Origin of the sequence: Pseudomonas cerasi (assembly GCF_900074915.1) — a bacterium.
GTDB lineage: Bacteria > Pseudomonadota > Gammaproteobacteria > Pseudomonadales > Pseudomonadaceae > Aquipseudomonas > Aquipseudomonas cerasi.
Genome location: NZ_LT222319.1, coordinates 1,208,190 through 1,225,466 on the forward strand (window position 1 = coordinate 1,208,190; position 17,277 = coordinate 1,225,466).

Here is a 17,277-nt window from a genome sequence, read left to right on the forward strand (position 1 = left end):
GCTCTGTCCTCTACCGAATTCAAGGCGAACGCCAGCATGTTTTCCGATTTTTTTCGCTACACGATGCTTGTTGCGTTGGTGTTCTGCGCATCCACCGTTCAGGCGGGCATTGTATTGAATACGACGCGAGTCATTTACCAGGGCACTGATAAAGAGGTCAGTCTGGGTGTTCACAACAGTGGCGGTGGAGAGATTCTCCTGCAGTCCTGGCTTGAACCGCCTGTGGCGGCGGTCAGCACTCACGAAAGTCTGCCGAACCTGCCGTTCATTGTCACACCCGCACTTGCGCGTATGGCCGGGGGTGGCAGGCAGCTATTGCGGATCATTCATTCCGGTGCCGACATGCCCATCGATCGTGAATCGGTGTTATGGCTCAATGTTCAGGAAATTCCCCAGACCGCAGCTGAAAACACACTGCAGATCGCGGTACGTCAGCGCATCAAAGTCTTCTTCCGGCCTGATGGTTTGCAGGGTGATCCACAGCAGGCTCCGGAAAAATTGAACTGGCAGTGGGTCGATGACACCGGTGTACAGGTCGAAAATCCCGGCCCCTATCATGTCTCCATGCTGAGGGTTTCCATACGCCAGCATGACACCGAACTTGCCCGTCTGGACAGTCAGATGCTGGCGCCGCATCAGCGTCTGCGTATTCCGTTACAGCACACATCGGCAAGTGCGCCGTTGCTGTTGAGTTTCGTCAGTCTCAATGACTACGGCGGACAAGTGCCTTATCAGGCAGCCCTTACCCATAAACAACCGGTTAACGCCGGCAAGGCGTCGCCCCGATAAGCTGGCGCATCCACTGTCAGCGTTCACTGTTCAAACCGTCGGGCCTCAGCGACAAGACCGCCCGGCAGACCTGCGTCTGTGTAAAAGGATTGCGCGACGCGCGCGACAGCCGAAGTAGAGTGAAGACCGCTATGGAATGGCGCAAAGAAGTTAACAAGGGAGTCATTGCCCAGTGCGCGCTCCCTCACCCCCGACGCTGTGCGCGGGGTATCGGTTTCGGATTGGCGTTGATGGTTGCGGTCAGCGCGTCGGCCGCCTCTTCGGGTGGCAGCGGCGCAGGCAGATTCAATACGGCTTTTATCCAGGGAAGCGATCAGCCGGCTGACCTTCAGGAGTTTCTGCGCTCCAATAGCTTACTGCCCGGTACTTACCGGGTTGATATCTACGTCAATCGCAAGCTGAGCGGTAGGCGGGATATCCGCTTTTTGAAAAATCCGCTGTCAGGCCTGATCGAGCCCTGCCTGTCGCTCGAGATGCTACAGAGCTTTGGTCTGGACTTGAGTCGTCTGCCGTCAGGTGAGATGTCTGCCCAGGCCTGTTTCGACCTGCCTGCGCGTGTCGAATTTGCCCGCGTCGACTATCAGCCCGGTGCGTTGCGACTGACGATCAGTGTGCCGCAAGCGGTGATGTCACGCGGTGCCCGTGGTTATGTGTCGCCGGAGCTTTGGGATCAGGGCGAGACCGCAGGCTTTATCAATTACAACTTCAATGGCAGCCGTCGGCGTAACAAAAGCCTAGAAACGGATCAGTACTACGTGGGGCTGCGAAACGGGCTGAACGTTGGTGCCTGGCGTTTGCGCAACGAGTCCTCTCTGGTGGGTGGCAGTGACAGACCCTGGCGTTATCGCAGCAATCGTACGTTCGCACAGCGCGACATCACCGCCCTGAAAAGCCAGCTCACGCTGGGCGAGACGTTTACCGATTCGCAGGTCTTCGACAGTGTCCGCTTCAGGGGCGCGGCGCTGGTCTCTGACGATGGCATGTTGTCTGACAGCGAGCGGGCCTATGCCCCGGTCATCCGCGGGATTGCCGAAACCAATGCGACCGTGGAAGTTCGCCAGAACGGCTTTCTGCTTTACAGCGGCAGTGTGTCGCCCGGGCCTTTCGAGATTGCCGATATTTATCCCAGTGGCTCGAATGGCGATTTGTCGGTGTCTGTCATCGAAGCAGACGGGCGTGTGCGAACCTTCACTCAGGCTTACGCGTCGCTGCCGATCATGGTTCCCGCAGGCTCGTTGCGCTACAGCCTGGCCAGCGGGCAGGTCGACAACAATGACGACCAGCAGGCCTCTCCGGCGTTTGCCAGCGCAGCCCTGATCTACGGGCTTTCCGAACGGATCACCGGGTTTGCCGGGCTGCAACTGGCCGAGGATTATCAGGCCTGGAACATAGGTACGGGAGTAAACACCGGGCTTGGCGCGGTGTCGATGGACCTCACCCGATCGATCAGCAAGGTGGATCAGCAGGCGCGCAGTGGTCAGAGCCTGCGGGTGCGTTATGCCAACACGCTGGACGTCACCGACACCACGCTGGCAGTGGCCGGTTACCGGTATTCGACCGAGCAATACCGGACCTTGAACCAGCACGTCAGCGATATCGGCCCGCAGCGGCTGGTACTGCCCTCTGGTCTGGCGCGGGATCGACTCGAACTCAACATCACTCAGATAGTGCCTGGCCAGTCGGCGTCGCTGAGCCTGACTGCTTCAGAGCAGCGCTACTGGAACCTGCCCGGCAAGACCCGGCAACTTTACCTGTCCTATAACGCAGCCTGGCGTTCGCTCAATTACAGCCTGTCCGTCGAACGCAACGAGGATTTCGGGCGAAGCGGTGACGCGAGCACCGACAATCGTATTGCTCTGAGCGTGACCCTGCCGCTCGGATCCAGCCCCGGCTCGTCGCGATTGTCTTTCAACGCGGTGCGCGACAGCCGCGGCGAGTACAACGCGCAGACCGGTCTTAACGGCCAGGTGCCGGGCGATCGCGACACGTTCTATTCGGTACAGGCTGGACGTGACAGTACCTCCGGCAGTTTCGGCGCAGGCAAGGTCAGCACCAGCACGGCATTCGGCCGTTTCGAGGCCGGTTATAGCCAGGGTCAGGATTACGATGCATTCAGCCTGTCCGCCGCTGGTTCGCTGGTAGCGCATGCCGGTGGCGTGAACCTGGGGCAGGCCTTGGGGGAAACCTTTGCACTGGTTCAGGTGCCCGATGTCGGTGGCGCCCGCTTGAAGTCGTTCAGTAACGTCGAGACCGCCGGCAACGGCTATGCGGTTCTGCCTTATGCGCAGGCTTACCGCACCAACTGGGTCAGCCTGGATACCCGGCAGCTGGGCGCTGATGTCGATCTGGAAAACGCCATCACCCAGATCGTGCCGCGCAGGGGCGCGATCCCGGTGGTGCGCTTCAAGGCCAATGTGGGCCGTCGGGTGCAGTTCGAACTGGTGCGCACCGATGGCAGCAAGGTGCCGCTGGGCGCCAGTGTCGAAGATGAGCAGGGCAGGGCGCTGGCAGTGGTCGATCCCGGCAGTCAGGCGCTGGTGCTCAGCGAGCAGGACGCCGGCAGCATGTGGGTACGCTGGTCCGATCAACGTTGTCAGGCAACATTCTCGCTACCGCCCAGAGATCCGTCGCGAGCCTACGAGCGGATCAGGGTGATATGCCGATGAGCGCTTTCGCTGGCTCATGCAAGGCGCTGCTGACGGCTGTGCTTTTGACGAGCGACCTGGCGGCGCACGGCGCTGTTTCGCTGAGTGGAACACGGCTGGTTTTCGACGGGCAGTATCGCGAAGTTACGCTCGAAGTGCGCAATCGCGGCAAGTCCGAGGCGCTTTTGCAGGCCTGGCTCAGCGACGCCGCGGACGATGACGACACCCCGGGTGAGCTTCGCAAAGCGCTGCCATTCGTGGTCACGCCTCCGCTTGCACGCCTGGCGGTGGGCGGCAGGCAGACCTTGCGCGTGCTGTATCAGGGCTCGGGCATGCCGCAGGAGCACGAGTCCCTGCTGCATCTGTATGTGCTTGAGGTACCTCGACGCCAGGACGGCGTGGGGCAGTTGAACATTGCCGTGCGCCAACGCATCAACGTGTTCTACCGGCCCCCCGGCCTTGACGGTGATCCGGCCGACACCCCCGCGCGGCTGCTGTGGACACTGACTCATGACCCGTCGCACGCCTTGTTGCTGACGGTCAGTAACCCGACGCCCTATCACGCCGCTCTGCAAGCGCTGCATATCGACGGTGTGCAGCTCGGCGATCATCTGCTGCTGGCGCCGGGCGCCCAGGTTGCCATGGCTGTGCCCGCAAGTGTCGAGCCCTCTGCCACACATCGTTTTTCATACCAGGCGCTGACCGACTACGGCGGCCGACGGACCCATTGCGCACAGCTCACCGGGCAGACAGCCACTACGGCCGGGCTGCCGAAAAACAATTCCATTCAGGACGAATGCTGATATGAAACATCTCTCTGCCGGAGGCTGGCTGCGATCCCTTGCCGTGGTGCTGTTACTGCATCCGGCTTCCACTTTCGCGCTGATCTGTACCACTCAAGGGACGGGCGAAACTGAAATTCACGATGACCTGAGCAGTTCGGTGGCAATCCCGGAGTCGAGTCCTGACGGGGAAGTGGTATGGCGTTCCGAACCCCTGACTGTTCAGGTCGAATGCGCGAGAGAGGGCTGGCAGTCCGGCGCGGAGGAGATTTTTATCTACCTGAATCCGGACAATCGTTTGATCGGTCAGGGGATTCGCGCCGGGATGACGCTGCAGGGCATCGATCACCTGCAAGGCGGTGGACGGATCAGTACCGGGAGCTACCTGCCGATGTGTCGTGAGGGTGAGAGCACGCTCGACAACTGCCCTAAGGTGCGCTTCAGCCTGGCGTTTTCGGTGTTCATCCAGAAGTTCGGCGCTACACCGTCCTCCGGCGTGGCCAGTGATCTGCTCGATTACCGGTTTTTTCAGCTGGGCGGCGCGACAGACCCGAGTCGGCTGTCAGGGCGCAGCCTCAGTTATGTGATCAATAACCTGCGGGGGCTGAGGTTCGTGGCCTGCGATGCCGATCTCCAAGTGCTCCCGGAAAGCGTGGAATTTGGCGATGTTGCGATACATCAGGTAGCCATTGGCAAAGTGACTGCCACCCAGACATTCTCCCTGCTGACCAGTCGCAGCTGCGATTCGCCCTTCAGCATCGACGCGCGTTTCAGGCCGGTGACAGGCACTCTGTCTGGCGAGCTGCTGATCCCTGTCGGTAATGATTCGTTGGGGATCCGGATGACCAGCGCAGTCAATGGTCAGCCGTTACGCTACAACGAACCCTTCCATCTGGCGGAATTGCTGGGCGAAACCAACACTGCCAGGGCGGACTTCAATGCCGAACTGCTATGGAACACCAGCACGCCACGGCCCGGACCGTTCAATGCCGAAGTGATGGTCGATCTGTTCTACAAATGACGGCGACAGGAGGCTCGGGCGGTTGTGCGGCGATTGATGTATGCTGCGCGGCCGCGGGCATTTGCCCGGCCAATTCGACTTTCTGGTGACACCATGACCACTCCTGAACAACCCCCTGTTCAAGACGCCGCAGCCGACTCCGCCGCAGACACTGAAAAGAAGGCTGTCATTGCGCCTTTCAGCTTTCCGTTCAAGCCTTCGGAGTTTGCCCAGGCCAAAAAGGAGCCGGCGTGGCATCAGAAAACCAACAAGCACGGCCACCACAAGACCCCGGGCGCAGCGCCGGCCGGCACCCGCAGGTCGATGGGCAAGCGCTGATTGCCTGATTGATCCTGTCAGGCAGCCTGCAACGGGATGAACAGGTAGGAAACCGGCTGCCGGTCAGTCACTTCGGCACCTTCCTGTTGCAGGGTGTCCAGGACGTGCTGGCCGGCCACGTGAAACTTCCACTTCGAGCCCTGGGCTCGCTCATCCTGCGCAGGATTTGCGACTTCTTCGATGGCAGCGGCAAACGCGCCCATGTCCGGCAGATAGGCGACGAAACCGTTGCCCTTGAGGGCGGTGGTACGGATGCCGAGCTTCTGGCAAATCAGCTGTTTGGTCTCTATCTCATCCCGGTCGGCCTGACGCGACTGTTCGATCAGGTCTATCAGTTGCGTATCGACCAGCCTGTCGTTGACGATCAGGTCAGGACCCTGCTCCCAGGACTCTGGCGGGCAGCCTTTGCTGTCCGGGCGTAACGGAATGTGCGGGTTGATCTCCATCGGATAGATTCGGCACACCAGCGGCCGACGCTCGTAGATGCGGCACAGGTTCTTCTCGTCAAGATTCCGGCAGCGCCCCACGTTGTAGGCCGCGAAGGTGATCGCCACGAAGGCTGTCGTGCTGCCACTGCTCACCTCGGTCGAGCGACGGCTGGCATGGGTCAGCTGGGTCTCGGAGACCCCGTAGCCATTGCTCAAAAATGCCTCGGTCAGAACGATGACGTTGCCGCCATCTGCTGCCCACTGCGTGGCTTCGCCGAGCGTCAGCGGTACGTGATGGTCGGTGCAACAGCCGCCACAACCCACGCAGGAAAACTTGGTGTTCATTATCTCGATGATCCGTCGAAGAGGTATGTGGTGGGCGACAACAATTGGTCACTCACTTGCTTGATACCTCTCCGGAAGCAAGTTGTGCGCCAGTCGCCGGGCGGGTCAACAGCGCGTTCAGGCTGCAGGGATGTCGAAACGCTTGAGATAGGCCATTGCGGATTTCTCATAAAGACGCCGCGCCGCCAGGTTGTTTTCCATGACGTGAAGGTCGACAGATGCTTCGTTGCGCGTACGCAGATGGACGAACAGGTGATTGAGCAGGGCGTGGCCGATCCCGCTGTGTCGCACACCAGGGTGCACGACCAAGTCCCTGATGAATGCGCTGGTCCAGCACACGATCACACCGACTACCGTTGCATCACGCATGGCCAGAAAGCACAGCGACGGGTCGCATTCCGGATCGTGTTCGAAGGCGGCCAGCCAGTCCGGATAATCCGGAACGCAGCCTGCCGCGCTGCCGTAACCCAGGGTCAGCAGGCGATGAACCTCTGAGGCTCGCTCAATGGTGAAGGGGTGTGGCTGGATGCCATGCGGCCAGGCTGCGAATGATACTGGCACTGCAAGATCCCGACGCATCAGCCAGTAATGCGCGGCGGATGCGTCGGTCAGGTTCGGACGTTGTGTCGCTGTGCGCTCAGGGATCAGAGCCCTTGGGCGACCACCGTACGTGCGGCCTCGATCAGGCATTTGGTCAACTCGGGTGACGAGAACTTGGTCAACACGGCATTGGCCCCGGCGACCTGGGACTTCTCGCTGTTCATCGCGCTATCGAGCGAGGTGTGCAGCAGAATGTACAGGTCACTGAAGTCCGGCGTATCCCGGAGTGTGCGGGTGAGGGCGTAGCCGTCCATTTCCGACATCTCGATATCGGAAACCACCACGTTGATCTGCCGTGCAGTGCCCTGCAGGTCGAGCAGAACATCGATAGCTTCTTTGGCACTGCGCGCCGTGTGGCATTCGATGCCGAGATTACGCAAGGTAATGATCGACTGCTGCAGGGCAACCTGGCTGTCATCGACGACCAGAATCCGCGCCTTGCTCAGCAGTTCCGCATCCTCTTTGGCCAGCTCCGTCGATTGCACGACGATCTGCGCAGGGGCGATGCCGTGGATCACCTTTTCGATGTCCAGCACCTGCACCAGCACGCCGTCGACCTGAGTGACCCCGGTGATGAACGACTTGCTGCTCGACCCGTAGGGCGGCGGACGGATATCGGTGGTCAGGCAATGCACAATCTTGCTGACGGCCTGAACGTGCAGGCCCTGCTTCGAGCGACTGACATCCGTGACGATCAGGCAGCCACCGTCGGGATCGGCCAGCGGACGCTCGCCGATCGCACGACTCAGATCGATAACCGACAGTGACGAGCCACGTAACGTCGCGATGCCTTTGACGTGCGGGTGCGATTCGGGAAGATGGGTCAGGGGAGGGCAGGGGATAATCTCGCTGACCTTGAGCAGGTTGATCGCCATCAGCTTGCCGCTGCGCAACGTGAAGAGGAGCAGCGAAAGTGAATCTGCTCGGACGTTCTTGGACATATGAACCTTCTGGCTGTAGGTGTTTCGTCGCCTGGTAGCGGCAAACAACTTTCTATGACAGGTTATCGACCTGAGACGGGCTGGCTTGAGGATTTTTAACCGACAGCCGAGCACGCCGTCCGCTTGCCATTGGAAGTCGTTGCACTACACCGCGGCGGGCCCGACAAACTGACTGCCCACGTCCCGATAGTGGCAGTCTGGCTTCGGTTGCGTCAAACCGGAGGAGGGCGGCAGATTGTCGCTCTCTGCATTCCGACAACCTGCGTCGCGGGTTCGCACGCAGTAGTGCTTTGCCAGAAAGGCACCCTGCGACAAAATACCGCAGCTATATATAGAAGAAGAGCTGCGACAAACTGACGCACCCCTCTATATATAGAAGGGCATTGCTTCCGGCTCCCGCAAAAACGTCCTGTCGGTCGTGGATCTGCCGACGCGCAGACCATCCGGCTGGCAAATGCGTCCGTATGGCTGGCCAATGCTTGAGTTGCCGGATCAGACAGATGATCATCGCGCACGCCTCGGCTCAGCCAGGCCGTCCACCCCCGTTCAGGTTGCTGACGCACGCTGCATGGCGTTGACCAACCCTTTCATCAGTTCAGTAAGGTATGTGAATGAGCGACAACACGTTGTACCTGAGACGCGAAAAGCGCTTTCTGGTTTTGCTGGGGATTATCTGCCTGGCGCTGATCGGCGGCGCCCTGTACATGCAGATCGTCCTGGGCGAAGCGCCTTGCCCGTTGTGCATCCTGCAGCGTTACGCGCTGTTGTTCATCGCCATTTTTGCGTTCATCGGCGCGGCCATGCCCGGGCGTCGCAGCGTCACGGCGTTTGAAACCCTGGTTACCCTCAGCGCCCTTGGCGGCATTGCCGCGGCCGGCCGGCATGTCTGGATCCTCGCCCATCCGTCCGACAGCTGCGGTATCGACGTGCTGCAGCCAATTGTCGATGGCCTGCCATTGGCTACACTGTTCCCTACAGGGTTTCAGGTCAGCGGTTTCTGCACGACGCCATATCCGCCGGTTCTCGGATTGTCACTCGCGCAATGGGCGCTGACGGCGTTTGTCCTGACCGCAGTTCTGGTACCGGCGTGCATCATTCGCAATCGCCGCAAACCTTACTAACTACAGGGGCTTTCGCAAAAAATGCCCCGTGAATACGGGGCTTTTTTCGAGTGAAATGAGGCGTTTGCAAGACGATTGTTACGCATATAGAGAATAACTGTTACAAAATTAGGCATAGTCATTAAAAATTTACGTATCTACAATCCCCGTCACTTGTCGTTCAGCTTGGCCGAACGATCAGCATTTTGAGGCTTGGAGCGTCCCCTGTGCACTCTGAACAGGCAGCGCAACGCTTGCCTCTGAGGGCGTATAATGGCCGCGTCGAAAGCGTCTGCCCGAAGTTTTGGGCAGTTCCAGCAACTCAAAAAACAAGAATCCATAGCTAAACCCGGACTTGTCGATACGCCGCTGTGCGTACTGGCGGCCCTTGTTCAATTCAAAAAAATTAGCCGGCACTGGCAGGGCGAAGTGTTGGCGGTCGAAACCCAACTGCACCGCGCAAGCTGCTTTTAGAGGTCGTGAAATGAGTAAAAAAAGGTACCCCAGGTTTTTTGGCTTCTTGGCCCTTTTCTGTATGCTTTTGCTCAGTGGATGCGATGGCGTACCTCTGCTCGATCCAAAAGGGCAGGTGGGTATCGAGCAGCGGAACCTGATCGTAATCGCAACGTTGCTGATGCTGATTGTCGTGATCCCGGTCATCCTGATGACCCTGATCTTCGCCTGGAAGTATCGCGCGTCGAACAAGGCCGCCAAGTACACGCCGGACTGGTCTCACTCCACCAAGATCGAAATCGCAGTCTGGGGCGTACCCATGCTGTTGCTGGTCTTCCTGGGGTACATCACTTACGTTTCGACTCACTCGCTGGACCCTTACCGTCCGCTTGATTCGGACGTCAAGCCGGTCACCATCCAGGCGATCTCGGTTGACTGGAAATGGGTATTCGTCTATCCGGACTACGGCATCGCCACGGTCAACAAGATCGTGTTCCCTGCCAAGACTCCGATCAACTTCCAGGTGACCTCCGACAGCGTGATGAACTCGTTCTTCATCCCGGGTCTGGGTGGTCAGATCTACGCGATGGCGGGCATGCACACCAAGCTGCATCTCATTGCCAACGAGAATCACGAATTCAACGGTATTTCGGCCAACTACAGTGGCGCAGGCTTTACCGGCATGAAGTTCAAGGCCATCGCTACCAGCCAGGCTGATTTCGACAGCTGGGTCAGCGAAGTCAAGAGCTCACCTAAAAAGCTTGGCACGGCCGAATACGCCGAGTTGATCAAGCCGAGCGAACGCAACCCTGTCGAACTCTTTTCCTCGGTCACCCCGAACCTGTTCCAGATCGTCATCGACAAGTATGAAGGTATGAATCCAGGCAAGAAGGTTGTTGCTGGTGAGAAGGAAGTGGCCGGTGACGCTGGTGCGGAAAAAGGCAAAAATTCAGCTGCTGGGGCAGAGGAGTAAACGATGTTTGGCAAATTAAGTCTGGAAGCGGTGCCGTTCCACGAGCCCATAGTCATGGTGACACTTGCCATGATCGCGCTCGGCGGCATTGCGGTTGTCGGGTTGATCACCTATTTCCGCAAGTGGACGTACTTGTGGTCTGAATGGCTGACCTCTGTCGACCACAAGAAAATCGGCGTGATGTACATCGTCGTTGCCATGGTCATGCTGCTGCGCGGTTTTGCCGACGCCATCATGATGCGTACCCAACTGGCGATGGCCCAGAACGGTTCCGAAGGGTTCCTTCCGCCTGAACACTATGACCAGATCTTCACCGCTCACGGTGTGATCATGATCATCTTCATGGCGATGCCGTTCTTCACGGGTCTGATGAACATCGTTCTGCCTCTGCAGATCGGCGCTCGCGACGTGGCGTTCCCGTTCCTGAACTCCCTGAGCTTCTGGCTGCTGGTCGCAGGTATGCTGCTGATCAACATCTCCCTGGGTGTCGGTGAGTTCGCCAAGACCGGCTGGGTCGCGTATCCGCCTCTCTCCGGGTTGCAATACAGTCCTGGCGTAGGGGTTGACTACTACATCTGGGCGCTACAGTTATCCGGGTTAGGTACGACGCTGACGGGGGTAAACTTCCTCGTGACCGTTCTGAAGATGCGTACCCCTGGCATGAAACTGATGGACATGCCGATCTTCACCTGGACCTGCACCTGGGCAAACATCCTGATCGTGGCTTCGTTCCCGATCCTGACCGCTACCCTGGCGTTCCTGACCCTTGACCGCTACCTTGACTTCCACATTTTCACGAACGAAATGGGCGGTAACCCCATGATGTACGTGAACCTGTTCTGGGCGTGGGGTCACCCTGAGGTGTACATCCTGATCCTGCCGGCCTTCGGCGTGTTCTCGGAAGTCATCTCGACGTTCTCCGGCAAGCGTCTGTTCGGCCACAAGTCGATGATCTTCGCCTCCGGTGCGATCTGTATCCTGGGCTTCATGGTCTGGCTGCACCACTTCTTCACCATGGGTGCGGGTGCCAACGTCAACGCCTTCTTCGGTCTGGCGACGATGCTGATCGCGATCCCGACGGGTGTGAAGCTGTTCAACTGGCTGTTCACGATGTATCAGGGCCGTCTGCGCTTCACTCCGCCGGTACTCTGGACCCTGGGTTTCATGGTCACCTTCTCGATCGGCGGCATGACCGGCGTTCTGCTGGCGATCCCGGGTGCTGACTTCGTGCTGCACAACAGCCTGTTCGTGATCGCTCACTTCCACAACGTCATCATCGGCGGTGCGGTATTCGGTTACATCGCCGGCTTCGCGTTCTGGTTCCCTAAAGCGTTCGGTTTCACCCTGAACGAGAAGTGGGGCAAGGCTGCGTTCTGGTTCTGGATCGTCGGCTTCTTCGTCGCATTCATGCCGCTGTACGCGCTGGGCTTCCTGGGCATGACTCGTCGTCTGAACGCTACCGACATGCCAGAGTGGAACATCTACCTGGACGTCGCGCTGTTCGGTGCGGTTCTGATTGCAATGGGTATCGCTTCGCAGCTGATCCAGCTGTTCGTGAGTATCCGTGACCGCGACAACAACCGCGATCTGACCGGTGACCCATGGAATGGCCATACCCTGGAATGGTCCACGTCTTCGCCTCCACCGTTCTACAACTTTGCCGAGCTGCCAAAAGCTGACGACATTGACGCGTTCACCGACGCAAAACTTGCCGGCACCGCTTACAAGGTTCCTGCCCGCTACTCGGCGATCCACATGCCTAACAACACGCCGACCGGCCTGTACATGGGTATGTTGCTGACGGTCTTCGGCTTTGCATTCATCTGGCACATCTGGTGGCTGGTAGGCGCAAGCCTGGTTGCGACCATTGCAGTCTTCGTTGCTCACGCTGTCCGTGACGACCAGGGCTACATGGTGCCTGCTGAAGATGTAGCGCGTATTGAAGGTGAGCATCACAAGGTCCTGGCGGCCAATGGTGCATACACTCCTGTCAAGTCCTCGCTGGAACAGGTTTAAACAATGTCAAATATTGCAATCAACTCCGGAGCCCACGATCACGGTCACGACCATGATCATGGGCATGACGATCACCACGACAGCGGTGGCATGACGGTCTACGGCTTCTGGCTGTACCTGATGACCGACTGCGTGTTGTTCGCCTCGTTCTTCGCGGTATACGCCGTGATGGTCAACAGTGTCGCGGGTGGCCCATCGGGCCAGGACATCTTCCTGCTGCCATTCGTGGCTGTGGAAACCGCGTTCCTGTTGGTCAGTAGTATCACTTACGGCTTCGCCATGCTGGCACTGTACAAGGGCAATAAAAGCCAGGTACTGGGCTGGCTGGCACTGACCTTCCTGTGCGGTGCTGCCTTCATCGGCATGGAAATCTATGAGTTCCATCACCTGATCGAAGAGGGCTACGGTCCGAGCCGCAGTGGCTTCCTGTCAGCGTTCTTCGCCCTGGTAGGCCTGCACGGTGCTCACGTGACCAGCGGTCTGATCTGGATGGCGATCATGATGTTCCAGGTCCAGAAAAGGGGCCTGACCAACACCAACAAGACGCGCCTGAGCTGCCTGAGCCTGTTCTGGCACTTCCTGGACGTTGTCTGGATCGGCGTGTTCACCGTTGTCTATCTGATGGGAGCTTTGTAATGTCAAATTCGCATCACTCCGCTGAAGACAATAGTCACGGCTCAGTGAAGTCGTACGTCATCGGTTTCGTACTGTCGATCATCCTGACCGCCATTCCGTTTGCCCTGGTGATGTCACCTTCACTGCCGAAGGACATGACGATCGCAATCGTTCTGGTCTTCGCGATCATCCAGATCCTGGTGCACCTGCATTACTTCCTGCATCTGGACTTCACGAGCGTGCAGCGTAACAACGTGATGGCCTTCGCCTTTACCACGATGGTTATCGTCCTGCTGGTCGGCTTGTCGCTGTGGATCATTTTCAGCGTCCACCGCGAAATGATGGCGCATTGAGGAATACCAGATGTCACTGAAGCACTTTATCCAAATCACCAAGCCGGGGATCATTTTCGGTAACGTGCTTTCGGTGGCAGGTGGCTTTTTTCTGGCTTCCAAGGGAAATATCGATTTCGGCGTGTTCCTCGCTGCTGTCATCGGTACTTCCCTGGTCGTTGCGTCCGGTTGTGTGTTCAATAACTGCATCGATCGCGATATCGATCAGCGAATGGAAAGAACCCGTAACCGGGTTCTGGTGCAGGGCCTGGTTTCACTGAAACTGGCGCTGCTCTACGCAACCCTGCTCGGTATTGCAGGCGTTGGCCTGCTGTACACCGAGGCCAATCCGTTGGCCGCACTGTTTGCAGTGATCGGGTTCGTGATTTACGTCGGCCTTTACAGCCTGTACCTGAAACGCAGATCCGTTCACGGCACGCTGGTGGGCAGTCTCTCGGGGGCCATGCCGCCGGTGATTGGCTACTGCGCAGTGAGCAACAGCTTCGACTTTGCGGCCCTGACGCTACTGGTGATGTTCAGCCTGTGGCAGATGCCGCATTCGTATGCGATCGCCATCTTCCGCTTCAATGATTACCGTGCTGCGAAGATCCCGGTTCTGCCGGTCAAGCGCGGCATTCTGGTTACCAAGCGCCACATCATGCTCTACATCCTGGCGTTCCTCGTAGCGACCCTGATGCTGACCGTCGGTGGCTATGCGGGTCTCAATTACCTGGCTGTCGCAGCGGGTATGGGCATGTACTGGTTGTACATGGCCTGGAAGGGCTACAAGGCCGTTGACGATACTGTCTGGGCTCGCAAGTTGTTCGTGTTTTCGATCTTCACCATTACAGCGTTGAGCGTGATGATGTCGGTTGACTTTCAGGTGACAAAAGAATTGCTGGTGACTTACGCCTTCTGATTCCTCCTGATACGCGTTATGAAAACCCCGTTCTGCGAAGAACGGGGTTTTTTTTCGAGTGCCGAACTACACTGGATGAAACACAGGGCGTGTCGGCAGTGTTGAAGTGCTTGTAAACGCCTGTTTGCAGGGCGTTTTTGACCTTTCATGGAAAATCAGGAGCGCTTGCCGCATGATGTGCCGTTTTCAAGCGACCTGTTACAGATATCCGGTTTCCGAGCCCGCCAGGGCTGATCATGATTATGGCTGCTACCCATGATGTCCTCAGAAAGTCAGAACCCCACGTCCAGCCCCTTGGTTTCCATCGTTGCCCCTTGCTACAACGCCGAGCGATTTCTTGAGGCTGCGATTCAGAGCATCTTTGCTCAGGACTACGGAAATTTCGAGGTCATCGTTGTTGATGATGGCTCGACCGACAACAGCATTGCGATGCTCGAGTCCCTGCAGCAACGCTATCCTTTCCAGCTTTACCGTCAGGCCAATCAGGGTGTCAGTGCTGCCCTTAACCACGGTCTGCGGTATGCCAAAGGCGTTTACCTCTCCACGCCGGACCTGGATGACATCATGCTTCCCTCATCGGTGCGGATCCGTGCCGAGTATCTGGACAATCACCCCGCAGTAGGCTGTGTCGGCGCATTGATCAGCTACATGGATGGTGACGGCAATGAAATCAAACGTCAGTCGCGCGATTACATCGAGAGGCTGACGTTTGATGACATATTGCGCGGCGCAGTGGTGGTCGGCGCGCCGGTCGCTCTGTACCGCATGAAGGCCATCAAGGATGCGAACGGCTATGACCCACAGATAAAGGTTCAGGATTTTCAGGCGACACTGAAAATAGCCCATCTGGGCTATGAAATTCATGTGCTCCCCGAGATCGTTACGCGCTACCGACGTCACTCGAACAACCTTTCACGCAAGTACAAGTTGTTGCTAGAGGCTGACTTGAAAAGCATCGAGCCTTACCGGGACCATCGCGAATACCAGAGCGGTCGCACTCAGGCCATCAACAAGGCCTTGAAATACGCCGCGGTCGCGGACAAGCGATATGCCTGGCGTCTGCTGTTGTCCATTCCGTGGAGGCAGATCAACAGAACGACCTTGCGGCGCTGCAAGCGTTTGCTGTTGAGCTATCGGTAGGCGCTGCCTGCTGGTCAAAACATATGTGATTGAAGATATGAAAATCATCGAGCTGTTAAAAAATAGAAAAATACGCAAGCAGCTACGCAAACTTGACAAACTGGAGAGGCTTGCGGAGAAGATCAGACTGCAATACCCGCGAGCTGAAGTGGGGGTAGGCACATATGGCACGCCGGATATCGTCGAGTTTGGTGATGACTCCGTGCTGCGTGTAGGGTCCTACACTTCGATTGCCGAAGGAGTGAGGATTCTGCTGGGGGGTGAGCACCGCACAGACTGGATCACGACCTATCCATTTCCCGCCATGGTCGAGCAATTGGCAGATATCAAGGATTACTCCCCCAGCAAGGGTGATGTCACCATTGGCAGTGACTGCTGGATCTGCGCCAACGCGCTCATCGTATCGGGCGTCACGATAGGTCACGGTGCAATCGTCGGTGCCGGCGCGATGGTTGTGCGCGATGTGGCCCCCTATTCGGTTGTCGGTGGCAATCCGTGCAAATTCATCCGTTGGCGCTTTGAAGAGGATGTTCGTCAACTGCTGCTGCAAACGGCCTGGTGGGACTGGCCCATGGAGGAGGTCAAATCTGTGGCACGGACCTTGTGCAGCGGTGATATGGAAGCCTTTCTCTCATATGTTCGCCGGCGCCAGGCCACATCACGGCCAGTGGGCAACTGACTGGACGAAAAGCGCCTGTGCGTTCGGAGCTGCTTCAGAAATGCCATGTCGGTTTGCATTTATTTCGAGCCTCATGGCCCGAATGATCTGGCAGAATAAGGCATTGGCCTGACTCGACCAGGCAGTCGCTAAAATGATAGAGGGCGTTATGAGTCAAGAAAGCATCAACTGGGACACTCTGGGTTTTGATTACATCAAGACTGACAAGCGCTACCTTTCTCATTGGCGCGACGGTGCCTGGGATCAGGGCTCACTGACCGAGGACAACACGCTGCATATCAGCGAAGGGTCGACCGCGCTGCATTATGGTCAGCAGTGCTTCGAAGGCCTCAAGGCCTACCGCTGCAAGGATGGCTCGATCAATCTGTTCCGTCCCGATCAGAACGCCCAGCGCATGCAGCGCAGCTGCTCCCGCCTGTTGATGCCCCACGTCCCGACCGATGTATTCATCGACGCCTGCAAACAGGTGGTCAAGGCCAACGAACGCTTCATCCCGCCTTACGGTTCCGGCGGCGCGTTGTACCTGCGCCCGTTCGTCATCGGTGTGGGTGACAACATCGGCGTGCGTACGGCGCCTGAGTTCATCTTCTCGATCTTCTGCATTCCGGTGGGCGCCTATTTCAAGGGCGGCCTGAAGCCGAACAATTTCGTCATCTCCGGCTACGACCGTGCTGCGCCCAACGGCACAGGTGCGGCCAAGGTCGGCGGTAACTACGCTGCCAGCCTGATGCCCGGTTCCGAAGCCAAGAAGCACAGCTTTGCAGATTGCATCTATCTCGATCCACAGACCCACTCCAAGATCGAGGAAGTAGGTTCAGCCAACTTCTTTGCCATCACCAAGGACGATGTGTTCCTGACGCCCAAGTCGCCATCAGTGTTGCCGGGTATCACCCGACTTTCGTTGATCGAACTGGCGAAATCCCGTTTGGGCCTGACGGTCGAAGAGGGCGATGTGTTCATCGACCAGATCGGCGAGTTCAAGGAAGCAGGCGCATGCGGTACGGCTGCGGTCATTACTCCGATCGGCGGGATTTCCTACAAGGACAACCTGCACGTGTTCTACAGCCAGACCGAAGTCGGCCCTGTCACTCAGCGTCTGTACAAGGAGCTGACCGGCGTTCAGTCCGGTGACATCGAGGCGCCAGCCGGCTGGATCGTCAAGGTCTGATGAGCTGACCCGG

18 protein-coding genes are annotated in these 17,277 nt (G+C 58.0%); 15 read left to right on the forward strand and 3 right to left on the reverse strand.

All coding sequences use genetic code 11. The features are described from left to right. Nucleotides 1-36: 36 nt before the first annotated feature. From PCPL58_RS07955 to PCPL58_RS07975, 5 genes are all read left to right on the forward strand, one after another. Nucleotides 37-789, forward strand: coding sequence for a fimbrial biogenesis chaperone (locus PCPL58_RS07955; protein WP_065351020.1), 753 nt, complete (start codon nt 37-39; stop codon nt 787-789). 131 nt (nt 790-920) lie between these two features. Next, the gene (locus tag PCPL58_RS07960; protein WP_065349180.1) at nt 921-3,455 is read left to right on the forward strand and encodes a fimbria/pilus outer membrane usher protein; all 2,535 of its coding nucleotides are present in this window, start codon (nt 921-923) and stop codon (nt 3,453-3,455) included. After that, nucleotides 3,452-4,237: a fimbrial biogenesis chaperone gene (locus PCPL58_RS07965; RefSeq protein WP_065351021.1), complete on the forward strand. Its 786-nt coding sequence runs from the start codon at nt 3,452-3,454 to the stop codon at nt 4,235-4,237. Before PCPL58_RS07960 ends, PCPL58_RS07965 begins: the two co-directional genes overlap by 4 nt. Before the next feature lies 1 nt (nt 4,238). Next, on the forward strand, nt 4,239-5,237 hold the full coding sequence (locus PCPL58_RS07970) for a fimbrial protein (RefSeq protein ID WP_065349181.1): 999 nt from the start codon (nt 4,239-4,241) through the stop codon (nt 5,235-5,237). A gap of 93 nt (nt 5,238-5,330) precedes the next feature. Next, nucleotides 5,331-5,555 (forward strand): hypothetical protein, encoded by a 225-nt coding sequence (locus PCPL58_RS07975; protein WP_003365273.1) that lies wholly within the window; start codon nt 5,331-5,333, stop codon nt 5,553-5,555. Nucleotides 5,556-5,572: 17 nt separating this feature from the next. Here the strand turns inward: PCPL58_RS07975 and PCPL58_RS07980 are convergent, their stop codons facing one another. The 3 genes from PCPL58_RS07980 to PCPL58_RS07990 all read right to left on the reverse strand — a co-directional run bounded on the left by PCPL58_RS07980 (nt 5,573) and on the right by PCPL58_RS07990 (nt 7,869). Continuing rightward, complete coding sequence (locus PCPL58_RS07980; protein ID WP_065349182.1) at nt 5,573-6,328, reverse strand: YkgJ family cysteine cluster protein; 756 nt, start codon at nt 6,326-6,328, stop codon at nt 5,573-5,575. 117 nt (nt 6,329-6,445) lie between these two features. Continuing rightward, complete coding sequence (locus PCPL58_RS07985) at nt 6,446-6,907, reverse strand: GNAT family N-acetyltransferase (protein WP_065349183.1); 462 nt, start codon at nt 6,905-6,907, stop codon at nt 6,446-6,448. A gap of 65 nt (nt 6,908-6,972) precedes the next feature. After that, a complete protein-coding gene (locus PCPL58_RS07990; RefSeq protein WP_003365270.1) occupies nt 6,973-7,869 on the reverse strand; it encodes a chemotaxis protein in 897 nt (298 codons plus the stop codon). A 611-nt stretch (nt 7,870-8,480) separates the two neighbouring features. Here PCPL58_RS07990 and PCPL58_RS07995 point away from each other — a divergent pair. The 10 genes from PCPL58_RS07995 (at nt 8,481) to PCPL58_RS08040 (ending at nt 17,264) form a co-directional block, all read left to right on the forward strand. After that, nucleotides 8,481-8,990, forward strand: a complete 510-nt coding sequence (locus PCPL58_RS07995) for a disulfide bond formation protein B (RefSeq protein ID WP_003365269.1) — start codon at nt 8,481-8,483, stop codon at nt 8,988-8,990. A 252-nt stretch (nt 8,991-9,242) separates the two neighbouring features. Then, on the forward strand, nt 9,243-9,443 hold the full coding sequence (locus PCPL58_RS30765; protein ID WP_003314077.1) for a hypothetical protein: 201 nt from the start codon (nt 9,243-9,245) through the stop codon (nt 9,441-9,443). Between the two features lie 10 nt (nt 9,444-9,453). Continuing rightward, nucleotides 9,454-10,395: a ubiquinol oxidase subunit II gene (gene cyoA, locus PCPL58_RS08005; protein ID WP_003433560.1), complete on the forward strand. Its 942-nt coding sequence runs from the start codon at nt 9,454-9,456 to the stop codon at nt 10,393-10,395. A gap of 3 nt (nt 10,396-10,398) precedes the next feature. Beyond that, nucleotides 10,399-12,411, forward strand: coding sequence for a cytochrome o ubiquinol oxidase subunit I (gene cyoB / locus PCPL58_RS08010; RefSeq protein ID WP_065349184.1), 2,013 nt, complete (start codon nt 10,399-10,401; stop codon nt 12,409-12,411). Between the two features lie 3 nt (nt 12,412-12,414). After that, entirely contained in the window at nt 12,415-13,047 is a 633-nt protein-coding gene (locus tag PCPL58_RS08015) for a cytochrome o ubiquinol oxidase subunit III (RefSeq protein WP_042930342.1), read from the forward strand. Beyond that, nucleotides 13,047-13,379 carry a cytochrome o ubiquinol oxidase subunit IV gene (cyoD, locus tag PCPL58_RS08020; RefSeq protein ID WP_003409003.1) on the forward strand — a complete coding sequence of 111 codons (333 nt, stop codon included), beginning with the start codon at nt 13,047-13,049 and terminating at the stop codon, nt 13,377-13,379. The genes PCPL58_RS08015 and cyoD overlap by 1 nt, the downstream gene beginning before the upstream one ends. 10 nt (nt 13,380-13,389) lie before the next feature. Beyond that, a complete protein-coding gene (cyoE, locus tag PCPL58_RS08025; RefSeq protein WP_003314082.1) occupies nt 13,390-14,277 on the forward strand; it encodes a heme o synthase in 888 nt (295 codons plus the stop codon). Between the two features lie 255 nt (nt 14,278-14,532). Further along, entirely contained in the window at nt 14,533-15,417 is an 885-nt protein-coding gene (locus PCPL58_RS08030) for a glycosyltransferase family 2 protein (RefSeq protein ID WP_065349185.1), read from the forward strand. A 37-nt stretch (nt 15,418-15,454) separates the two neighbouring features. Further along, entirely contained in the window at nt 15,455-16,096 is a 642-nt protein-coding gene (locus PCPL58_RS08035) for a CatB-related O-acetyltransferase (protein WP_065349186.1), read from the forward strand. 148 nt (nt 16,097-16,244) lie between these two features. After that, a complete protein-coding gene (locus PCPL58_RS08040; protein ID WP_003433547.1) occupies nt 16,245-17,264 on the forward strand; it encodes a branched-chain amino acid aminotransferase in 1,020 nt (339 codons plus the stop codon). Nucleotides 17,265-17,277: the final 13 nt, after the last annotated feature.

What these genes read in the sequence shown, in the direction of transcription:
- PCPL58_RS07955 (WP_065351020.1), top strand. Translation starts at nt 37, where the DNA reads ATGTTTTCCGATTTTTTTCGCTACACGATGCTTGTTGCGTTGGTGTTC.
- PCPL58_RS07960 (WP_065349180.1), top strand. Translation starts at nt 921, where the DNA reads ATGGAATGGCGCAAAGAAGTTAACAAGGGAGTCATTGCCCAGTGCGCG.
- PCPL58_RS07965 (WP_065351021.1), top strand. Translation starts at nt 3,452, where the DNA reads ATGAGCGCTTTCGCTGGCTCATGCAAGGCGCTGCTGACGGCTGTGCTT.
- PCPL58_RS07970 (WP_065349181.1), top strand. Translation starts at nt 4,239, where the DNA reads ATGAAACATCTCTCTGCCGGAGGCTGGCTGCGATCCCTTGCCGTGGTG.
- PCPL58_RS07975 (WP_003365273.1), top strand. Translation starts at nt 5,331, where the DNA reads ATGACCACTCCTGAACAACCCCCTGTTCAAGACGCCGCAGCCGACTCC.
- PCPL58_RS07980 (WP_065349182.1), bottom strand. Translation starts at nt 6,328, where the DNA reads ATGAACACCAAGTTTTCCTGCGTGGGTTGTGGCGGCTGTTGCACCGAC.
- PCPL58_RS07985 (WP_065349183.1), bottom strand. Translation starts at nt 6,907, where the DNA reads ATGCGTCGGGATCTTGCAGTGCCAGTATCATTCGCAGCCTGGCCGCAT.
- PCPL58_RS07990 (WP_003365270.1), bottom strand. Translation starts at nt 7,869, where the DNA reads ATGTCCAAGAACGTCCGAGCAGATTCACTTTCGCTGCTCCTCTTCACG.
- PCPL58_RS07995 (WP_003365269.1), top strand. Translation starts at nt 8,481, where the DNA reads ATGAGCGACAACACGTTGTACCTGAGACGCGAAAAGCGCTTTCTGGTT.
- PCPL58_RS30765 (WP_003314077.1), top strand. Translation starts at nt 9,243, where the DNA reads ATGGCCGCGTCGAAAGCGTCTGCCCGAAGTTTTGGGCAGTTCCAGCAA.
- cyoA (WP_003433560.1), top strand. Translation starts at nt 9,454, where the DNA reads ATGAGTAAAAAAAGGTACCCCAGGTTTTTTGGCTTCTTGGCCCTTTTC.
- cyoB (WP_065349184.1), top strand. Translation starts at nt 10,399, where the DNA reads ATGTTTGGCAAATTAAGTCTGGAAGCGGTGCCGTTCCACGAGCCCATA.
- PCPL58_RS08015 (WP_042930342.1), top strand. Translation starts at nt 12,415, where the DNA reads ATGTCAAATATTGCAATCAACTCCGGAGCCCACGATCACGGTCACGAC.
- cyoD (WP_003409003.1), top strand. Translation starts at nt 13,047, where the DNA reads ATGTCAAATTCGCATCACTCCGCTGAAGACAATAGTCACGGCTCAGTG.
- cyoE (WP_003314082.1), top strand. Translation starts at nt 13,390, where the DNA reads ATGTCACTGAAGCACTTTATCCAAATCACCAAGCCGGGGATCATTTTC.
- PCPL58_RS08030 (WP_065349185.1), top strand. Translation starts at nt 14,533, where the DNA reads ATGATGTCCTCAGAAAGTCAGAACCCCACGTCCAGCCCCTTGGTTTCC.
- PCPL58_RS08035 (WP_065349186.1), top strand. Translation starts at nt 15,455, where the DNA reads ATGAAAATCATCGAGCTGTTAAAAAATAGAAAAATACGCAAGCAGCTA.
- PCPL58_RS08040 (WP_003433547.1), top strand. Translation starts at nt 16,245, where the DNA reads ATGAGTCAAGAAAGCATCAACTGGGACACTCTGGGTTTTGATTACATC.